This window comes from uncultured Paraglaciecola sp. (genome assembly GCF_943787955.1).
GTDB lineage: Bacteria > Pseudomonadota > Gammaproteobacteria > Enterobacterales > Alteromonadaceae > Paraglaciecola.
Window position 1 is genome coordinate 23710 of the sequence record NZ_CALSOK010000015.1, and the last position, 18896, is coordinate 42605.

At 40.3% G+C, this 18896-nt stretch carries 14 protein-coding genes and 2 pseudogenes; 8 read left to right on the plus strand and 8 right to left on the minus strand.

The window, feature by feature from the left end; genetic code table 11:
* Window positions 1-61: 61 nt before the first annotated feature.
* A complete protein-coding gene (locus Q0Y52_RS14475) occupies window positions 62-2341 on the plus strand; it encodes a DUF255 domain-containing protein (RefSeq protein WP_297822749.1) in 2280 nt (759 codons plus the stop codon).
* Between the two features lie 87 nt (window positions 2342-2428).
* Here Q0Y52_RS14475 and Q0Y52_RS14480 read toward each other — a convergent pair whose 3' ends face one another.
* The 4 genes from Q0Y52_RS14480 to Q0Y52_RS14495 form a co-directional block, all read right to left on the minus strand.
* Entirely contained in the window at window positions 2429-3031 is a 603-nt protein-coding gene (locus tag Q0Y52_RS14480; RefSeq protein ID WP_297822752.1) for a sulfotransferase family 2 domain-containing protein, read from the minus strand.
* Window positions 3028-4560, minus strand: a complete 1533-nt coding sequence (locus Q0Y52_RS14485; protein ID WP_297822754.1) for a tail fiber domain-containing protein — start codon at window positions 4558-4560, stop codon at window positions 3028-3030. The genes Q0Y52_RS14480 and Q0Y52_RS14485 overlap by 4 nt, the downstream gene beginning before the upstream one ends.
* Window positions 4560-5147 (minus strand): hypothetical protein, encoded by a 588-nt coding sequence (locus tag Q0Y52_RS14490; RefSeq protein ID WP_297822756.1) that lies wholly within the window; start codon window positions 5145-5147, stop codon window positions 4560-4562. Before Q0Y52_RS14490 ends, Q0Y52_RS14485 begins: the two co-directional genes overlap by 1 nt.
* Window positions 5148-5359: 212 nt before the next feature.
* A complete protein-coding gene (locus Q0Y52_RS14495) occupies window positions 5360-5683 on the minus strand; it encodes an Ig-like domain-containing protein (protein WP_297822759.1) in 324 nt (107 codons plus the stop codon).
* 146 nt (window positions 5684-5829) lie between these two features.
* Here Q0Y52_RS14495 and Q0Y52_RS14500 point away from each other — a divergent pair, with 146 nt between their 5' ends.
* The 4 genes and pseudogenes from Q0Y52_RS14500 to Q0Y52_RS14515 all read left to right on the plus strand — a co-directional run.
* Window positions 5830-6783 (plus strand): hypothetical protein, encoded by a 954-nt coding sequence (locus tag Q0Y52_RS14500; RefSeq protein ID WP_297822761.1) that lies wholly within the window; start codon window positions 5830-5832, stop codon window positions 6781-6783.
* A 272-nt stretch (window positions 6784-7055) separates the two neighbouring features.
* A pseudogene (locus Q0Y52_RS14505) lies at window positions 7056-7426 on the plus strand (transposase); the annotation flags it as partial.
* Window positions 7427-7484: 58 nt separating this feature from the next.
* Window positions 7485-8641 (plus strand): IS3 family transposase gene (locus Q0Y52_RS14510; RefSeq protein ID WP_297817961.1). Its coding sequence is split into 2 segments (ribosomal slippage): window positions 7485-7731 and window positions 7731-8641, totalling 1158 coding nucleotides; the frame shifts between segments, so codons are not numbered across the junction.
* A gap of 4 nt (window positions 8642-8645) precedes the next feature.
* Window positions 8646-9336 (plus strand): annotated as a pseudogene (locus Q0Y52_RS14515) (IS3 family transposase); the annotation flags it as partial.
* A gap of 1314 nt (window positions 9337-10650) precedes the next feature.
* Here the strand turns inward: Q0Y52_RS14515 and Q0Y52_RS14520 are convergent.
* The 4 genes from Q0Y52_RS14520 to Q0Y52_RS14535 all read right to left on the minus strand — a co-directional run bounded on the left by Q0Y52_RS14520 (window position 10651) and on the right by Q0Y52_RS14535 (window position 15416).
* Complete coding sequence (locus Q0Y52_RS14520; protein WP_297822763.1) at window positions 10651-11307, minus strand: TorF family putative porin; 657 nt, start codon at window positions 11305-11307, stop codon at window positions 10651-10653.
* Between the two features lie 1136 nt (window positions 11308-12443).
* Window positions 12444-13679, minus strand: coding sequence for a kynureninase (gene kynU, locus Q0Y52_RS14525; RefSeq protein WP_297822765.1), 1236 nt, complete (start codon window positions 13677-13679; stop codon window positions 12444-12446).
* A gap of 171 nt (window positions 13680-13850) precedes the next feature.
* Complete coding sequence (locus tag Q0Y52_RS14530) at window positions 13851-14207, minus strand: hypothetical protein (RefSeq protein WP_297822767.1); 357 nt, start codon at window positions 14205-14207, stop codon at window positions 13851-13853.
* An 18-nt stretch (window positions 14208-14225) separates the two neighbouring features.
* Entirely contained in the window at window positions 14226-15416 is a 1191-nt protein-coding gene (locus tag Q0Y52_RS14535) for a thiolase family protein (protein WP_297822770.1), read from the minus strand.
* 224 nt (window positions 15417-15640) lie between these two features.
* Between Q0Y52_RS14535 and Q0Y52_RS14540 the strand changes: the two genes are divergently transcribed.
* From Q0Y52_RS14540 to Q0Y52_RS14550, 3 genes are read left to right on the plus strand one after another with little or no spacing between them, the layout of a single operon-like run.
* Window positions 15641-16051, plus strand: coding sequence for a MerR family DNA-binding transcriptional regulator (locus tag Q0Y52_RS14540; protein ID WP_297822771.1), 411 nt, complete (start codon window positions 15641-15643; stop codon window positions 16049-16051).
* Window positions 16048-17217, plus strand: a complete 1170-nt coding sequence (locus Q0Y52_RS14545) for an isovaleryl-CoA dehydrogenase (protein WP_297822773.1) — start codon at window positions 16048-16050, stop codon at window positions 17215-17217. The genes Q0Y52_RS14540 and Q0Y52_RS14545 overlap by 4 nt, the downstream gene beginning before the upstream one ends.
* A 58-nt stretch (window positions 17218-17275) precedes the next feature.
* Window positions 17276-18883 carry a carboxyl transferase domain-containing protein gene (locus tag Q0Y52_RS14550; RefSeq protein WP_297822776.1) on the plus strand — a complete coding sequence of 536 codons (1608 nt, stop codon included), beginning with the start codon at window positions 17276-17278 and terminating at the stop codon, window positions 18881-18883.
* Window positions 18884-18896 lie beyond the last annotated feature (13 nt).

Genomic DNA, 18896 nt, shown 5'->3' on the forward strand with positions numbered 1-18896 from the left:
TTCGTCAGGATCATCGAAATACTCACCCCGACAAATTGCTCAGTGTACACCGGAGAAAAAAATGCGTATTTTGATAGGAAGTTGCTATAGACTTTTTCTAACGGCATCCGTTCTGATCATTTGGAGTTTAACAACTCGGGCTGATGAAGTCTCTACGTTGCAACTCTCAAAGCTTCAAAAGCCCCCACAAGCAAATGTTAGCGATACGCAGTTCTCTAGCTGGCAACACACTTTTGGCAGTAAACAAGCGCAGCTGGAGCAATTATTAAAAGATGCAGGAATTGATGTAGATAAGGCTGCATTTTTAAATGGCCTGATCAACAACTATTCTCCCTATCTTTTGCGTCACAGTGTTAATCCGGTTAACTGGGTTAATAGTTATGACCAAGCGCTCGCAATGGCCAAAAAAATGAACCATCCGATTTTTTTATCCATTGGTTATTCTACTTGCCATTGGTGCCATGTCATGGAAAAAGAGAGCTTTTTAGATACACAAGTGGCGATGGCTCTTAACCGTAATTTTATTAATGTTAAGCTGGACAAAGAAGTTGATGTAGAGCTCGACCGCCTGTTTAGTCAAAAACAAGCACTTATGAAAGGCGAAAGTGGTTGGCCATTAAACGCTATTCTTACCCCAGACGGCAAGCTGTTCTGGACGGATGCTTATGTAAGCAAACCTGACTTACTTAATACACTGAGTCGCGTCAGCATGCTATGGCAGCAAAAGCCTGAACGTATAGAGCAGGTAGCAAGCAACCTGGAAAATCAATTTAAAGCCGAACCCCAATCTGAACCCGCAAAATGGGACAACAAACTACTAAAACAGCGCCTTGACCAAATAGCTAACCAACTGGATGAAAGCTATGGTGGACTAGAGGGTGAACTAAAGTTTCCCAATGCAGCATTACTACAATTGATGCTCTATCAATATCAACTTAAGCCAACCGCCGAGTTAGACAAAAATATTAGGCTGTTTTTGGATAACATGATCAACAGCGGACTTTGGGATCATTTACACGGCGGGTTTTTCAGGTATGCCCAATCCAGTAATTGGCAACAACCTCATTTTGAGAAGATGTTATACAACCAAGCGCTACTCATTTCCGTTTATGCTAAAGCCAGCCGACTATTAAACCAACCTGAATATGCTGAAGTTGTGCGTCAGACAGTGAACTTTATCAATAGTTGGATGAGTGCAGCCAATGGCGGGTTTTACAGTGCAATAGATGCTGACTATCAAGGTAAAGAAGGCGGCTATTATTTGTTTTCAGAGTCTGAGCTTGTCAACGTTAGTGACGATTGGAAGGCTAAATACCAATGGGTTAAATCTCATCAATCTGGCATGCTACAACTCTACAGAAGCCCGTTGTTGACCGCAGATAGCGACAACAACCCTTTCATTCAGCTTAAAGCCTTATTGCCTCCACCTCATATTGATAAAAAAGTCCTCACTTCATGGAACGCTCTATTGGTAACCGGCTTACTTGATGCCTATGTTTATATTGGTGAGCAGCGTTATAAGCATCTTGCGCTAACGCTCTTAAATTACCTACTTGAGCAGCATGTTAACCAAAAGCAATTGTCTCGAGCGGTGATGAGTGAAACCGAATTTGGCAAAGCAACCTTGGAAGATTATGCTTGGCTTAGTAAGGCGTTATTACAGGCTTATATCATTACTCAACATCCTGATTTGTTAGACAAGGCAACCTATTTCTATCAAAAAGGCTCTGAGCTGCTATCAAACAATACTAATGAGATTAACTGGCTACGGGATCAGGAGTTTATCTCTCCTTTGGCAGTACTGACTGCTGTTGGTAAACAACTGTCATCGATTGACACCCAAACTAACATATTGACTCAAATGAAAGAAAGCTCCCGGCAACAGCTAAATGCCGTTAAACAGCAAGCTATCACTGAGCCGGGCGATTATTTTTCATCCTATCAATTATTACTCAACCAAAAACAGCCGTCGTTTGAGCCCGTACAACTATTTGCCAGAGGCAATGGCAATGCTTGGTTTACACCCACTAAAGATGGCGCTTTAATTGAAATTAACATGGCTCCCGGCTGGCATATTAATTCTAACAAGCCGCTCGAAAAAAGCCTTATAGCGACAGAAATATCGACTAGCAACGGTAAGCCTATACACGTCACTTACCCGAGCTCGGTGACTCAAACTCTTGGGTTTTCAGTTCAACCACTTAGCTTGTTTGAAGGGGATTTTAGTATTTTTGTGACTACAACAGATAAAACTAAAGGCGATAAACTCATTTTAAACGTACAGGCCTGCAACGAACAATTATGCTTGTTTCCTGAAAGCTTAGAATTTATTAACCCATGACTTTCAGCCAAAACCAATATACTTATAATATCTATCCACTTCTCGAAGATTGAATATTAAATATTTTAATTTACACGGCATCTATCATTAGAACTGATAATCACCAAATTCTATCTCTTCCTTGAATTTATTAAAAACTAGTTTCCTTAATTGGTCATCATAGTAGCTTCTGTAATCTCTTCTTATTGACTTATTTCGGTGTGGAAGATTTTTAAAATCAATATTAATTATCTGAGATATATTGACTAAATCATCTTCTAAAAATTCAAATCTAGCTAAAAAATCAATGTGTGAATCAAGCTTGTCTTTACAATTTTTTGGACAAATATAATGCCTTATCGGTTTTACATTATGAACCAGCTCTATGAACTCTTCTCTACTCCAAATACTGACATTTCTGTGTGGCGAAAAATAGTAAGATATTAATCTATCCCAAGGATTTCTAATAACAGCAAATTTAAATAACAGAGAGAAATCTGATAACTTAAGTTGCTGCTGATAGTCTGTATATGCTGAATGTTTGGTTATGTTATATTCCTTATTTCTAACCTCGAAACGTTCAATCCCATCCTGATGATGTTCAAATGTTACGATATCATCCTCTGAAAAAGTATTCAGTATATTCTGAATACTATTTCCGCCTGTTTTGGGAATATGAATAAATAAACATTTATGTTCAAATAAAATCAATCTGAATTATTTTTTTTTCTTAAGCTTTCAATTTTTTCTTCCAATTTATCGATTTGTTCTTTTTGAACTTCAACAATCGAATTTAAAGCTTTGATCGCAGCTAGTGTTACACCCGTTAAATCAATTGATGAGATATGTTGGTCACTATCGCCTAACCCAAATAGAGAGCTAAAGTCTTGAGCCATCGGCCCAATATGCTGGTTGCTATCGTCATCTAATTTATAGTTCCAACGCAATACTTCCAGTTTAGCTATTTTTTGCAGAACATTTACGGTATCTATATGTTGGAAATTTTCTTTCATATTTCTGTCAGACGTCAATAATACATTATTTGCTGTAACGTCTCCCCTTACAAATAGATCTCCATTTTCTCCCATAGAAAATTCAGGTGCATTATTGAAGGTTTTTTCGTTAAAAACAAGCTCACTAGATGTGGTCGCAATAATCCAATTAGCAGAGCTATCAGTACTCGAATCAACGAGGTTTATTTTTGCTGAACCGTTATTTTCTAGCTGAAGAAGCACTCTAGTATTATCTTTTACAATGCTAGCTTCTTTGATTAACATTCCCGTCAGACCATCACTCCTTTCCAAGTGCAACGTTTTATTCGGTGCATTAGTCCCAATACCCATATCCCCTGAATCGTCAATATTGAAGTAACTATTGACTCCGTCCAAGCTTTTAACTTCAAACCGACCCGACGGTGTGTTTGTACCAACACCCACATCCCCATCAGCTTCAACCGTAAACCTTGAAACACCACCGGTGGTTTGCACATCGAATAAACCTTTTGGGATCTGACCATTATCGATATTGACGCCAACCGCACTGTCTGTACCAATTAAAAATGCATGGTTATTGGCGTCAGCAGAGTGTGCAACGTCGAATTGGCCATCTGGCGTGGTAGTTTCAAAGCCTACGTCACCATCAGCGGCAATATGAATACTGCCATTTGGTGCGCTTGGTACGATCCTGAACGGAAGCGTTGAACCGTTACTGACATCCCGGATAAAAAAGTTAGATTCATTGCCACCCACATCCCAGATTTGTTCAGCAAAACCTGAACTGATACTTTGCTCAAGGCGTAATGTGGGGGTATTACCGGTTTTGATGCTAAGGTCCACCAGTGGGGTTGAGGTGCCTAAGCCAATGTTGCCATTAGAGCTAATATAGAGGCTGTCATTAGGCGCTGATGCCAAAATAGTAAAGGGGGTAGTACCGCCGTCAATATCCTCAATGGAGAATTTGTTAACACCGCCGTTAGCACTATCGTTTATGGTGATTTGCCAGTCATTTGTGGGGAAACTACTACTGGTGCTGGTATCTATGAATTTTATTCTGAGGTTGTTTTCCTTCATGCGAAGAGTGTCAAAGCCGAAGTTTTCACCGTTAACGCAGTCAAAGCCTGCACACAAGCTTCCAACAACTATAACATCGTCTTGGTGTACCACGTCAGCAATGGCGCTAGTGAATGGAAGAGAAAAGGCTGCGCATAAAACACTGGGGATGATTTTATTTTTTAGTTTCATTATTTTTCTCTCCCAAAGAATGAACGATTAACAGGTGGCTGTTGTGGTTTACCAGGAAACATTTCGGGCCGTTGTTCAAGTCGCGTCTCTGGTACTAAAATCTGGTTGTTTTTGGTGATAAAGTGACCGCTAGTTTTTTGCGTAATGGCTATATTGGTTGATGCGTTCAGGCCCCTACCGTTATTCATGACATCGGCTATGACTTCACCGGTGAATTTCATTGCCAATATTTCGTACTCGTATTTACCGTCGTTAGGTAAGTTTAAGTTATATATGTCGACACTACCGGTACTGTTTTTGACTTGTTTTGTGAACCCCTGCTGATTGGTAACGGTAATAACAAACTCGTCATAATTATCAAATGCAGTCACATCTAAATACCCACTTTTATGCATCACAAGCAATGGCTCTCTGGGGGTACTATTGAGTTCAAGCTGTCGTTTGTGTTGTAACATGCGCATATTGAGCTCATAAGGCTCAAGCATGCCCTCTTCCTCAGCGGCATAAGCCAGTACAGTGGAGTGAAGTAACATGATAAGCGTTACCTTTAAGGAAAAAGACGTGAGTTTTCTGGCTATAAAAAACATTTTATTACTCCCAATGCAGTGGTCTACAAAATCCGACCACCTTTTTAGCTAATTACTCTACTTTAATTCGCGATTATTTATACAACATGTGTTGCCTAAACCACTACTTAAACGTTAGATAAGTGAACTTATCCATAATAATATAAACAAGCCAAAGAAACTACCACCTTTAGCGTTAACTTGTTTTAAAATGCGCGTTTAATATGCTGACGTTAAGAATGTGCTGACTTCAGCAAAACCATCTGAAACAGTATATATACAACTTTGCTGTTTGTAATAACATTGCCATTAGTTGAAGTTGCACTTACTAAGATAAGTTCATCATCATCTGGATTTGGATCATTAGCTAACACATTAAACGTTATTGACGTTTGATCGTGTTTACTCGCAGTATCATTCTGTGCAACTGGGGCTTGATTTAGTATTACCATCAGGTTGACAATAACCATTGCTTTACCTATAGCGCCTCTGTCATCATTTACTCCATATGAAATGGTTGCGCTGGCAGTGGCTGTAATACCTTTATCGTCATACATAGCATACAATACAGTAGCGGTGCCCGAATAAGATCCTAAAACTGGTCATTGCTCTGTTGTAGCAGTGTTGTAGCGATGTTGATAAATTTATATGATAGATTTATGCCTATAGAGCAAAACTTCTGATTAAAGGTGAAATTTAAAGCATGCTATTCAAAAAGTTATTTGTAGCACTCGTTGGTGTATGGTTGTCTGCTTGCGACACTACTTTGTTGCGCCAATCGATAGAGGCAGCACAACCTGCAGAGCCGATTCAAGCTCAAAGATTCGTTCTCAATGATGGCTTTCAGGTTAGCCTTAAACCTCCCATAGGTTTTAATCTCACCCCTGAGCATTATGGATTTGTGCAACCAGAGAGCTTTTCGAGAATTAAAGTGTATGAAGTTGAAGTGTCTAACCAAGAATACCTAGCAGGTTTAAACAAAGAAAATCTGGCCCTCAGAAATTTGCAGCTTATTGACAAGCAAGAAATTAATGTAGCTAACGCTGTTTGTCACCTTGTGGAACTGAAACAGATAGTGGCAGGCACTGTTTTTGATAAGCAATTATTAATATGCGGTGACGAACTATCTTCGGTTGTTGTTGAAGCCAGTTACCCCGAAAGTGCCAATAAAAGTCATAGGCAAGCAATTTATAAATCGGTAAACAGCCTCGCTGTAAATGTCGAAAATAAGCTACGCCTATTTACAGGGCTACCTTTTACACTAACTGAAATCCCTGAGTACAACATAACGAAACGTTTTCGCAATTCAGTAGTCATGCAGCCACTATCAGACAGCTCTGGAAAAAGTTCAGTGGTAATAAGCCATGGCGCTAGTGAAAACACAACCATTAACCCGCTAGCTGAACTTTTAATATCAAGTGGAACTTCACCAGAAGACATCGAAATACTCGCCAATGAAGCAGCTAAATTAGACAAAATATCTGCGTTAGCAACCACAGCCTATGTGAACGTTGCTGGCGAAACGTACTGGATAAAACAAGTGCTAACTTATCAGAATAATCGTTTTTTACTGGTACAGACACGCGTGCCCAAAGCGGATAAGACGATTGCCAATCAAAAGCTTGAAAACCTACTTAGCCACTTTAAATTCAAGTAACTTTTAGACAGCAGCATTGGACTTTCCATTCATTGGTGCTCAGAAGTATTAATGGTGTTCATTCAACATTTTTAATACTCTGGGTTCTTAAACATAGATGGCTCAAACACGACCTTGGGAAAGCTGTTTAATGACTTTAGAAATATAGAGGTACAAGATGGGAATGGCGTACTTGCTACTGGGCCTGAAAAACGGATCTGATAAAAACTGTGATCTTCCCCTGAAACTGTAGACACTTTTTACTTAGAAACCGAAGTAAGGTAAAAAGTGTTATGAATAAAAAATATCCCGATGAATTTAAACAAGAAGCCGTTCGCCAAGTGGTTGAAAAAGGCTATTCCGTACCTGACGTTTCTAAGCGTTTAGGTATATCCGATAAGTCACTCTACTACTGGGTGAGTAAGGCGAAAGTACCCGCCAGTCAATCCGCAGAGCAAGAAGAAATACGCCAGCTTAAGGCAGAGGTCAAACGCCTGACAGAAGAGCGTAACATCCTAAAGGAGGCCGCCGTGTACTTTGCAAGCGAGTCAAAGAAAAGTACACGTTCATAAAATCACGACTCCATGTTTACCGCGTTAACACTATGTGCAAGGTGTTAAATGTCCACCGCAGTGGTTTTTACGCCTGGTTGAAAGAGCTGTTGTGGTTGAATTAACCGGACACTTCAATAAAGGATTATAATCCTGTTAATTGAGGTGAATATGACTAAACGAACAAATAAACATTATCCCGCAGAATTTAAACAAGAAGCGGTCGCTCTGGTAATAGAGCAAGACTATCCAATCGTACAAGCTGCTGCATCTTTAGGTGTGACAGACAAACTACTTTACAACTGGGTAGCTAAGCATAAGAAACAGGCACTAGGTGACGTGTTGTCTGGCGATGAACGAGCAGAGTTAATTCAACTCAGGAAAGATAGTAAACGTCTACAAATGGAGCGTGAAATCCTAAAAAAGGCAAGTGCCTTCTTCGCGAAAGAAATGAAGTAAGATATTCTTTTATAAGTGAGCTTGATGCTAAGTATCCTGTGTCAGTCGCTTGTAAAGTGATGGAAGTGAGTTCGTCAGCATACTACGCATGGCTAAAAAAACCTGGTGAACTCATTAGCGCTCAAATGCTAAGACTGTATCGACGAGCCAAAGCATTATTCAAGGCAAGTCGAAACAGTTTAGGCAGCAGAGAGCTTGCTAAAGCACTACGCAAAGAAGGCTTTGAAATAACGCGGTATCGCGCCATTAAGTTAATGGAACGGCTTAAATTAGTTGTGACTCAGCGAATAGCTTATAAAGTGACAACCAAGCGCAAACACAGTGATGCTGTGGCTGACAACTTGCTAAATATGAATTTCAATCCTGTTGGACCCAATCAAATTTGGGCGGGTGATGTGTCCTATTTAAAGACTGGTGAGGGCTGGTTGTACTTAGCCATTGTCATGGATTTGTATTCACGCCGGATTGTAGGTTGGCATATATCAAAACGCATGACGCGTGATTTGGTCGAGCAAGCACTGACAAAGGCTCATAATTTACGCAAACCACCAAAAGGTTTGGTGTTTCACAGTGACAGAGGCTCTCAGTACACGAGTAAAGGCTTTAGAAATCTACTGTCGCGATTAGAGTGTCGAGCTAGTATGGGAGATGTTGGAGCTTGCTGGGATAATGCTGTTGTGGAGCGCTTCTTTGGAAGTTTAAAGCATGATTGGTTGTTTAAAGTACCGCAGCCCACTCGAACACATATGCGAGAAGATGTTGCTAGGTACATGAAATATTATAATGTTGAGCGACTACATTCAGCTAATTTGGATCAATCGCCAATTGAATTTGAAAACTCCTTTAGAAAAGTGTCCGGTTGGACTTGACCAGAACAAGCCTCAATCTAATGCGGAAAAAGACAATGTACGATTGCTTGAACAGATTAAAGCCAGTTATGTGCAAAGTGGCGGTGTGTATGGCAGTCCACGCATCACACATGAGCTGCGTCGTTCGGGTGAAACATGCGGTGAAAACCGTGTGGCTAAGTTGATGAAGCAAGCCAAACTCAGAGCTAATATTGGTTATAAACGGCGCTACTTTAAGCCTTCTACGCCTCATATTGCAGCAGATAACCATCTACAGCAGCAATTTGTTGTGTGCGAGACTGATACCGCTTGGGTTGGAGATATTACTTACATCAAGACTTATGAGGGATGGTTGTATCTGGCTGTCGTATTGGACTTGTTCTCACGCAAAGTGATTGGTTGGTCAATGCAACCGACTATGACATCAGATATTGTGATTAAAGCGCTGCTCATGGCCGTATGGCGACGACCCAAAGCAACACAGGTGATTGTTCATAGCGATCAAGGGAGCCAATATGCAAGCGGTGATTATCGAGATTTCCTAAAAGCGCATAATCTGACTCCGAGTATGAGCAGACGAGGACATTTGTCTGGATAATGCTGTTGCAGAAAGTTTTTTCCACTCGCTCAAGACTGAACGTGTAAAGCGAAAAGTGAACGCAACCCGAAGTGAAGCCAAAGCAGATTTGTTTGATTACATAGAAGTATTTTACAATCGAACTCGACTGCATAGCCATCTTGGCCATGTGTCTCCAGATGAATATGAAATCATGTATTCACAGGCAAGCTAAGTGTCTATAAAATTGGGGGAAGATCACATTAAAAAAAGATAATGTTTGAGATAAAAAAGCCCGAAATTCAGCTGTCAAAATTCTAAGGCGACGATATCTGCGGTGTGATTTTTAAAACTCATTTTAAAAAAATGCTAAATGATGAGGTTGTATTTCTCACAAGCCAAATTTTAAAACACCGATATCACTATTTTTAATTTTGTAAATTGTCTCAACATATCCATCATTATCTTCAGTAACATAAAATCCTAGAATTAAAACATTCATTTAAATTTTCATACAAAAAGGAATAAATTTATAAAGGACAATATTATTTATTGTTTTTAGATTGTAATTTTTGCATTTAAAATCACTCTCTTTACAGTTTTTAGCACACAGCAACGTTAAACATCACTATCAAATTTTACGCTATCAAAATCTGCATAGCATATTACTTATCACTCTCTATTTAATTAAATATTTTTGATGTGACAACTAATCTGACGCAGAGGGAAACAGTCAAATTCTACAATCCTGGTGGCGATAAAATGGAAAGTATTGATAAATTAATCAAACCATTAGAACTAAATAACTTTGAAATCGATTCTTTAGTCGGTTTTTTAAATACCCTTATGTCAGAAACAAAACTTATATGCTATTAATTATTGCAAGACGTTTTCACATTAAATAAATTTCTAAAAGAACAATAATAAAATATTAAATTTAATGACCATATTCAATTGATTAAGCAATCATTGACACATCACATAATGTTTGTCGACTATGTAAGAAAAATCAGTGTTTGACAAAGAGAAGGTGAAGATCCATTGAAGAAAGATTGGCAAGCCAACAGAGTATAAAATCTCCTATGCCATTCTTACTTAAATGAAGCTAACTATCTTGGTATACAAGTGGTATGCATAATGTAACATCTGGCAAGGACCCACAGACTGTAATATAGCCGGCACAACTTCAATATTGTAATTCTATCAACCTTCATAGCACATTGGTTTCGTATTCCGCCGCCTATAACCTGAATTTTGAGGCCTCTCATGAAGCAGCAAAAACAGGTGGCCTGTTTATAGTCAAATTTCGCAAGCAGCCATGAGTAGACATTAGCCGCTAATGAAATGTTGTAAACTTACAAATTTAGTCATCCCTTTACGAGTGAGATAACAAGCATTAAGGATAGACTAAAAAGCAGCTGCAGCGAGTTTCACAATGCTACATCACACTACCCATTCGGAAACAATTTTTTATCTAAAACGAAGCATTTAGACTGAAGAAAAAAGTTCCTTCCGAACCTTTTTCATCAAATTCATGATCTGAATAGCCACCAGACCACTCAATATTTTCGCTCAGGGCGAAATTCACAAAAACAGAATAATCATAGTAGTTTTCTTGTCCATCATTGTTATTGCCTGCATGACCATTAATGGTCCACGTATCATTTAGGGGGAAGCTTGAATTGAGCTCTAAATATTTCGTATCTAAGTCTTGATCACGATGATAATTTAGTGTGAAAAATTCGTGGCCTATCCCTGCTTTCCACTCAAGACTAGCATCAGAATCGCCTGAATATTGGTAACGTGTGACTGAAAAATCAAGCCAAAAACTATCATTAAGGCTAAAAGCATAGCCGCCATACAAATCAGTTTCAATACCATCATCGTCATCACCGAAATCATACTGTGAAGCCCATATGCCAGCGTAAATTCCGTTTTCATGCTCAAAGTCTACACCACCTTGCACCGCTATTTTTTCATTATTTAGGTTGAAGCCACGCCAAAGATATTGGCTCACAATTCCTGCATTGTAACTAATTTCGCCCCCAGCATTAGCGATGCTAATATTGGCGAAATTAGATGCGATAGCGGCACTTAAGCATATAGCATGCTTCACATGTTTCTTATTCATAGTTATCCTCGTACCTTATTTTTCAGTTAATTTGAGCTTAATCTGCTCCATCATTACAAAATCCAAATAACCACGATATGACTGTGCATAAATAGCTATTTTGATATATGAGCTAACATAGTATTTACTGAATATTTGCACGTTTGCTATTACTCAAAATTATTCTATGCAGGCGTTTTACTTACATTGACTGCCCTACTTTGTCATTTCTCTGATTGATGCAAGTCAATTTTTATATTTAATCTTGCTTTGCTTTTAATCCTCCCCAATAAGCCTACAATATGTTCTTAAGTGCCAAGCAAAGTGGCTTGCCTGTAACGTATAGTCTCTTTTCACAACACGAAGCGTCAGAAAATTTTATAATTGCTATGCAGCTCTTAACTCACAAGTAATAATGAAAAAAAGTAACACCATGCCTAAATAAGGTCTTGGATTCAAATAATAAGTGCATAACTAGGATAGGAAGAACAACGCATTCAGCTCAAAATATGATAATCGCTTTTCTCTAGCAAGTGAGATAGCTATTCATAACTTTTAAAACCGGCCATTCATAATTAAATACTCTGTTGATAATCTATACTTGTATGTGTATTTATAGACAGAAATATATCCCATAAGTTTCTCACATTCAATTCCGATTGGGTTGCAGCTAAATTACACTCCTTGCTAATCAAATTTTATTATATTTTTATCTAACAATATGCCTTTGCAGGTAGTTCAGGCATGTAAAACAATGTATCACATTGAGATCTCAATACTAAACTAACCCTTTGTTAGTCGATTTCATCAAGTTGACACAGTTTTTTTATATTCCAACATGATTAATCACTACATTCAGGTAACCTAACATTTGGTCTGCTTACTTCGAATAATAGTTTTATTTTGCAATCTTTTGAAGCATAGAGTCTCAGAATGAAACATTTGAAAATGCTCTCTTTTATTGCTCTCCAGCAGTATCATCCGTTAATAAATTGATACATATGACATTACCTTATTTTGCAAAATAATTTTAGCAATTGCTGCATCAATTCCTCGGTTCACACCGGTGATAATCACTATATTGTTAGCTGCATAAACCATCTATCAAAATTTAAAAGGTAGCAAAAACCATCGTTCAAAGTTACTTAGCACTAAATCTAAGTAACTTTGAGAGCAATATTAAAACGTGGGTTTTTATATAACTCACTATCTACAATATCGACCAAGGTTGTCACGGCCTTCCATATGTCTTCAAACGAGGTATAAAGTGGTGTAAAACCAAAGCGCAATATATTGGGCGCACGAAAATCAGCTATTACACCTTTTTCAATTAAAGCTTGGCAAATTGAAAATGCAGCATCATGAGAGAAGGCCAACTGGCTGCCTCTTTGATGGGCATTATCAGGTGAACATAAAATTAATTCATGCAAACATTCATTCATGTTAATAAGCTTAGTGAATACAGCTGCTAACGCTTCAGACTTATTTCTAATCTGCAACATATCCACGTCTTGCCATACATCAAGCGCTGCATCCAAGGCACTCATAGATATCACACTAGGCGTACCACACTGAAATTGGTTAATATTAAGGGAAGGGTGGTATTGAGCGTCGAAAGCAAAAGGTTTTGCATGCCCCATCCAGCCAGATAAGGGTTGTTTAACCGCTTGTTGATGACGTTTGGCCACGTATAAAAAAGCCGGTGAGCCTGGCCCACCATTTAGATATTTGTAACCACACCCCACAGCAAAGTCTACCTCACATTTATCTAGTTCCACAGGCAACGCGCCAGCGCTATGGGCTAAATCCCAAATAACTAAAACACCTTTGTCATGGGCAAGCTGAGTTAGCTTTGCCATATCCAATAACCTACCAGTACGAAAATTCACTTGGGTGAGCAATAATGCAGCTACGGACTCCGTTAAACTTTGCTGTATGTCTTGCTCTTCAACCATCTGAAGTTGACATAAGTCGGGTCCTAATAAATCACTCAACCCTTGCACCATATATAAGTCAGTGGGAAAATTATCTTTGGTGGACAACACCACTGTTCGCTCTGAATTAAGTTTAAAGGCACTGCATAACAGCTTAAATAAATTCACAGATATAGAGTCACAACAAATTACTTGGCCTTGGCCCGCGCCGATAATGGGCGCTATTTTTTCGCCCACTTTAATCGGTAAATCAATCCAGCTATGGCTATTCCAACTTTTTATTAAGTCATTTCCCCATTGCTGACTAACCACCTCTGCCACTCTTGATTTGACCACTTTAGGTAACGCGCCTAATGAATTACCATCTAGGTAGATGGTGTTCGCTGGCAGGTCGAACTCTTGGCGTTTTTTAGCTAAAGGATCCGCTTTATCTAAGGTAATAATCTCATCAAAATTCATTTTACTAATCCGTTTAATTGTTGGGTCTAGGTGTTATGCACTTCAGACTTGAATCTGCCGCCTAAGAACCAGGGTGGATCCAGTCAAAATACCCCATATTTTCTAACATAATGATCTTACGCCTAAACTTGTCTAACTTAAATGCTGCTACGATATTGTCTTTATCGCCTTTTAAAATAGAGGTGTTGACGTGTAATGGCTGCTAACTCGGGTTAACCATATCGTAACCAGCGGATTTTGCTGTTTATTATCAAGCTTTATAACGTTAGTCGCCTTTTTAGCTCGCCAAAGCAAGGCGAATTGCAGAGGGTCTTCTCCATAGTCTATTTGCTGACCTGCGTGTCTAAATGGCAATGCGGTGACTTTTAGTAGGCAACATTGCTCTATACCTTTGGAAATACGATGACGAGTTGCGAAGCGATAACAGTGAGCGAGAGGATGCTCAGGGTGAATGTGAGTAACCCATTCAAAACAGTCGATTTCCTTAATGAAAAAAGCAGTGTTAAAACTAACACTGCTTCTAAACAAGCTAAACCAATAGTGAGATTAGATCATTTCAACCGCAATTGCAGTAGCTTCACCCCCACCGATGCACAATGCCGCAATACCTCTTTTCAGATTATTTTGTTTAAGGGCATGTAATAAGGTGACAATAATTCTTGCACCAGATGCGCCAATAGGATGCCCAAGGGCACAGGCCCCGCCTTTAATGTTAACCTTATCTGGGTTTAACCCTAGCTTTTTAATGGCCAACATAGTGACCATAGCAAAGGCTTCATTAATTTCGAATAAATCGACATCTTCATGAGACCAGCCCGTTTTATCAAATAATTTTTCCATGGCGCCCACTGGAGCAACGGTGAAATTCTCTGGCTCAATGGCATGGGAACTATGGGCAACAATTTTGGCTAAAGGCGTTAAACCTAAAGCTTGGGCTTTACTAGCAGACATAACCAACAAAGCAGCCGCACCATCAGAAATAGAACTTGAGTTGGCAGCAGTCACTGTTCCGCCTTTTTTAAATGCTGGGCGTAATGTCGGTATTTTCTCTGGTTTGGCTTGTATCGGGCCATCATCGCTAGCAACTAACAACTCGTCTTTACGACTTTTAACAGTAACTGGGGTGATTTCATCAGCAAACAACCCCGCATCTTGAGCACTGTTAGCCTTTTGTAAACTGGCTAAAGCAAATTCATCCATTTGTTCACGAGTTATGCCTTCAGCATCGGCTGTTGCTTGGGCAAAACATCCCATAGCTTGCCCATCGTAGGCGTTTTCCAAGCCATCAAGCATCATGTGATCTAGTACTTGTCCATGCCCCATGCGATAACCAGCACGGGCTTTTGGCAATAAATAAGGGGCATTGCTCATACTTTCCATCCCCCCCGCAACTATCGCTTGTGCCGTGCCCGCTTTGATCAAATCATGAGCCAACATAAGGGCTTTCATACCTGAGCCACACACTTTGTTAATAGTTGTTACGCCAGTGGCTAAGGGTAAACCTGCTTTTAACGAAGCTTGTCTGGCTGGAGATTGCCCTAAACCTGCTGGCAACACACAGCCCATGATCACTTCATCGATATGTGACAATAGCATAGATGAGTCTAGGGTGGCTTCCATTGCAGCTTGAATAGCACTGGCCCCTATTTCTGTAGCCGTCATAGGCGACAAATTCCCCATAAACCCACCTAAAGGGGTGCGCTTTGCAGACACAATTACAATTGTATTATCAGACATGAAAACTCCTAGATTTTGCTCTATTTACTATTTTATTAGCCACTGGCGTACAGGAATTTGCACGCTTTGACTGTCATCACAATGACTGACTTAGTCAATATACGCTTTACAATATTGATTTTAAAACCATAACACTTTACATTGAGTTTTAGTTTACGTAAACGTAAACGTAAACTTTAATAACGACTACCAACAAATATGGAACATACTGACGTGAGAGAAAAATGAGTGAACAAACTTTCAGCATAGGCGAACTAGCCAAATCAATGGACATTACCCCGCGCTCTATTCGATTTTATGAAGAGCAAGGTTTATTAAGCCCAACTCGTGTTGGCCAAAACCGTATTTATATGAAAAAAGATCAGGTTCGTTTAAAACTGATTTTACGTGGTAAACGTTTAGGATTTTCCTTAGCAGAAACCAAAACCTTATTTGATCTGTACGACAGTCACCAAAATTCAAAAGTACAGCTAGAAGCAATGCTCAAAATGACCGATGAAAAACGTGCTCATATGCAACAACAATTAGAAGACATTGAAATGCTAAAGGCTGAACTAGAAGACGTTGAAGCCCGCTGCCAAGAAGAACTCAATGCCTTAACGCTCAATACCTTAAAGCAAGGACAAACCGCATGAATGCCCTCTATCCAACGTTAAATTTTGGTCTCGGTGAAGATATCGATATGTTGCGTGACCATGTATATAACTTCGCCCAAGGTGAAATCGCTCCCTTAGCCGACAAGGCAGACAAAAATAATAGTTTTCCTAATGAGTTATGGCCAAAACTAGGTGCAATGGGGCTGTTAGGCGTGACGGTTGGTGAACAATACGGCGGTTCTGATATGGGCTATTTGGCCCACGTTATTGCAATGGAAGAAGTCAGCCGTGCTTCAGCAGGTATGGGGTTAAGTTACGGCGCACATTCAAATTTATGTGTTAATCAAATCCACAAAAACGGCAGCGATGCACAGAAACACACCTACTTACCCAAGTTAGTCAGCGGTGAACATATCGGCGCCTTAGCGATGAGTGAGCCAAACGCAGGTTCAGATGTTGTTAGCATGAAACTGCGTGCTGACAAACGCGGCGATGTGTATGTGTTAAATGGCAGCAAAATGTGGATCACCAATGGTCCTGATGCGCATACCTTCGTAGTGTATGCCAAAACCGATGTATCTGCAGGTGCCAAAGGCATGACCGCATTTATCGTTGAACGCGGTACGCCAGGATTTACCCAAGCGCAGAAGTTGGACAAATTAGGGATGCGCTCGTCCAATACCTGCGAACTGGTTTTTCAAGACTGTGAGGTGCCACAAGAAAACATACTAGGCCAAGAAGGCAGTGGCGCAAGAGTGTTGATGAGTGGTTTGGATTACGAACGTGTCGTTCTATCCGGAGGACCGCTGGGTATCATGCAAGCGTGTATGGACTTAGTCGTGCCTTATATCCATGACCGTAAACAGTTTGGACAATCGATTGGTGAGTTTCAATTGGTTCAAGGCAAAGTAGCTGATATGTACACCCAAATGAACGCTGCAAGAGCTTATGTTTATACCGTGGCACGTTCATGTGACAGAGGTGAGACCACCCGTAAAGATTCAGCAGGCGCAATCCTTTATTCTGCAGAGCTGGCGACAAAAATGGCTTTAGACGCGATTCAGCTTCTAGGAGGCAATGGCTACATCAACGAATTTCCAGCGGGGCGTTTATTACGAGATGCCAAGTTGTATGAAATTGGCGCGGGGACGTCTGAAATTCGTAGAATGTTGATTGGTCGAGAGTTGTTTAAAGAGTCCGCTTAAATGGCTTATTTAAAAGCTTGTTTTAAAATCTCCTACAGCAAATAACTGGAGCAGTACTGTGCCGAAAATCATCAGTAAGCTAAATACTAAAAGCCAAGAATTTATGGTTAACGCACTTCATATGCAAGTGCAAGTAGACGACCTAAAAGATAAAATTGCGACAATCAAAAATGGCGGTGGCGACAATGCGAACCAAAGGCATATTGGTCGAGGAAAACTGCTTCCAAGGGAGAGGATCAATACCCTGCTTGACCCTGGGTCGCCATTTTTAGAATTGTCACAGTTTGCTGCATACCGAGTGTATGAAGACAATGTACCTGCAGCGGGGGTGATTGCGGGCATAGGCCGTGTATCTGGCATCGAATGTATGATAGTAGCCAACGATGCGACCGTAAAAGGGGGGAGTTATTACCCGTTAACAGTGAAAAAGCACTTACGGGCCCAAACCATAGCAGAACAAAATAATTTGCCTTGTATCTATTTAGTCGACTCAGGTGGGGCCAATTTGCCTCGTCAAGATGAAGTGTTTCCTGACAGAGAACATTTTGGCCGAATATTTTTCAATCAAGCTAACTTATCAGCGCAAAACATCCCCCAAATTGCTGTGGTAATGGGCTCATGTACCGCGGGAGGCGCTTACGTGCCGGCCATGGCTGACGAGTCTATTATTGTGAAAGACCAAGGCACCATTTTTCTTGGCGGTCCTCCTTTAGTGAAAGCGGCCACAGGTGAAGTGGTCAGTGCACAAGACTTAGGGGGGGGCGATGTGCATTGTCGTACATCAGGAGTGGTCGATCATTTAGCCAACAACGACCATCACGCATTAAAAATTGCCAGAGACGTAATCGCCAGACTAAACCGTACAAAATCAATTGAACTTGATGTGCGCGAGCCTGTTGAGCCAGCTTATGCAAATGACGAAATTTATGGGGTTATCCCAAAAGATAAACGCCAACCCTATGATGTGAGAGAAGTGATTACACGCGTGGTAGATGGCTCAGAATTTGATGAATTCAAAGCGTTGTATGGTCAAACATTGATCTGTGGTTTTGCCAGGATTTTTGGTTACCCGGTGGGCATTGTCGCCAACAACGGTATTTTATTTTCAGAGTCGGCACAAAAAGGCGCACATTTTATTGAGCTCTGCGCACAGCGTAAAATCCCCTTAGTATTTCTACAGAACATTACTGGTTTTATGGTGGGCAAACAATACGAAGCAGGCGGCATAGCAAAACATGGCGCAAAAATGGTGACCGCTGTAGCGTGCGCTAAAGTACCTAAATTTACCATTTTGATTGGGGGGAGTTTTGGTGCAGGTAATTACGGCATGTGTGGCCGCGCCTATGATCCACGTTTTATGTTTATGTGGCCTAATGCCCGTATATCTGTGATGGGCGGTGAACAAGCAGCCGGTGTACTGGCGCAAGTCAAACGCGAACAAAAAGAGCGAAGCAATGAGCAATGGAGTGCAGAACAAGAAACACAGTTCAAACAACCCATTATTGATACCTACGAAACCCAAGGTCATCCATATTATGCTTCAGCGCGTTTGTGGGACGACGGTGTAATAGATCCAGCTGACACACGTCAGGTGCTAGGCCTATGTATTTCAGCAAGTTTAAATAAACCTATAGAGGACACCCGGTTTGGCGTCTTTAGAATGTAAGGATGAGAATATA

Bases quoted from the DNA above. Each gene is read 5' to 3' on its own strand.
- Q0Y52_RS14475 (WP_297822749.1), top strand. From the start codon at position 62: ATGCGTATTTTGATAGGAAGTTGCTATAGACTTTTTCTAACGGCATCC.
- Q0Y52_RS14485 (WP_297822754.1), bottom strand. From the start codon at position 4,560: ATGAAACTAAAAAATAAAATCATCCCCAGTGTTTTATGCGCAGCCTTT.
- Q0Y52_RS14490 (WP_297822756.1), bottom strand. From the start codon at position 5,147: ATGTTTTTTATAGCCAGAAAACTCACGTCTTTTTCCTTAAAGGTAACG.
- Q0Y52_RS14495 (WP_297822759.1), bottom strand. From the start codon at position 5,683: ATGTATGACGATAAAGGTATTACAGCCACTGCCAGCGCAACCATTTCA.
- Q0Y52_RS14500 (WP_297822761.1), top strand. From the start codon at position 5,830: ATGCTATTCAAAAAGTTATTTGTAGCACTCGTTGGTGTATGGTTGTCT.
- Q0Y52_RS14520 (WP_297822763.1), bottom strand. From the start codon at position 11,307: ATGAATAAGAAACATGTGAAGCATGCTATATGCTTAAGTGCCGCTATC.
- kynU (WP_297822765.1), bottom strand. From the start codon at position 13,679: ATGAATTTTGATGAGATTATTACCTTAGATAAAGCGGATCCTTTAGCT.
- Q0Y52_RS14535 (WP_297822770.1), bottom strand. From the start codon at position 15,416: ATGTCTGATAATACAATTGTAATTGTGTCTGCAAAGCGCACCCCTTTA.
- Q0Y52_RS14540 (WP_297822771.1), top strand. From the start codon at position 15,641: ATGAGTGAACAAACTTTCAGCATAGGCGAACTAGCCAAATCAATGGAC.
- Q0Y52_RS14545 (WP_297822773.1), top strand. From the start codon at position 16,048: ATGAATGCCCTCTATCCAACGTTAAATTTTGGTCTCGGTGAAGATATC.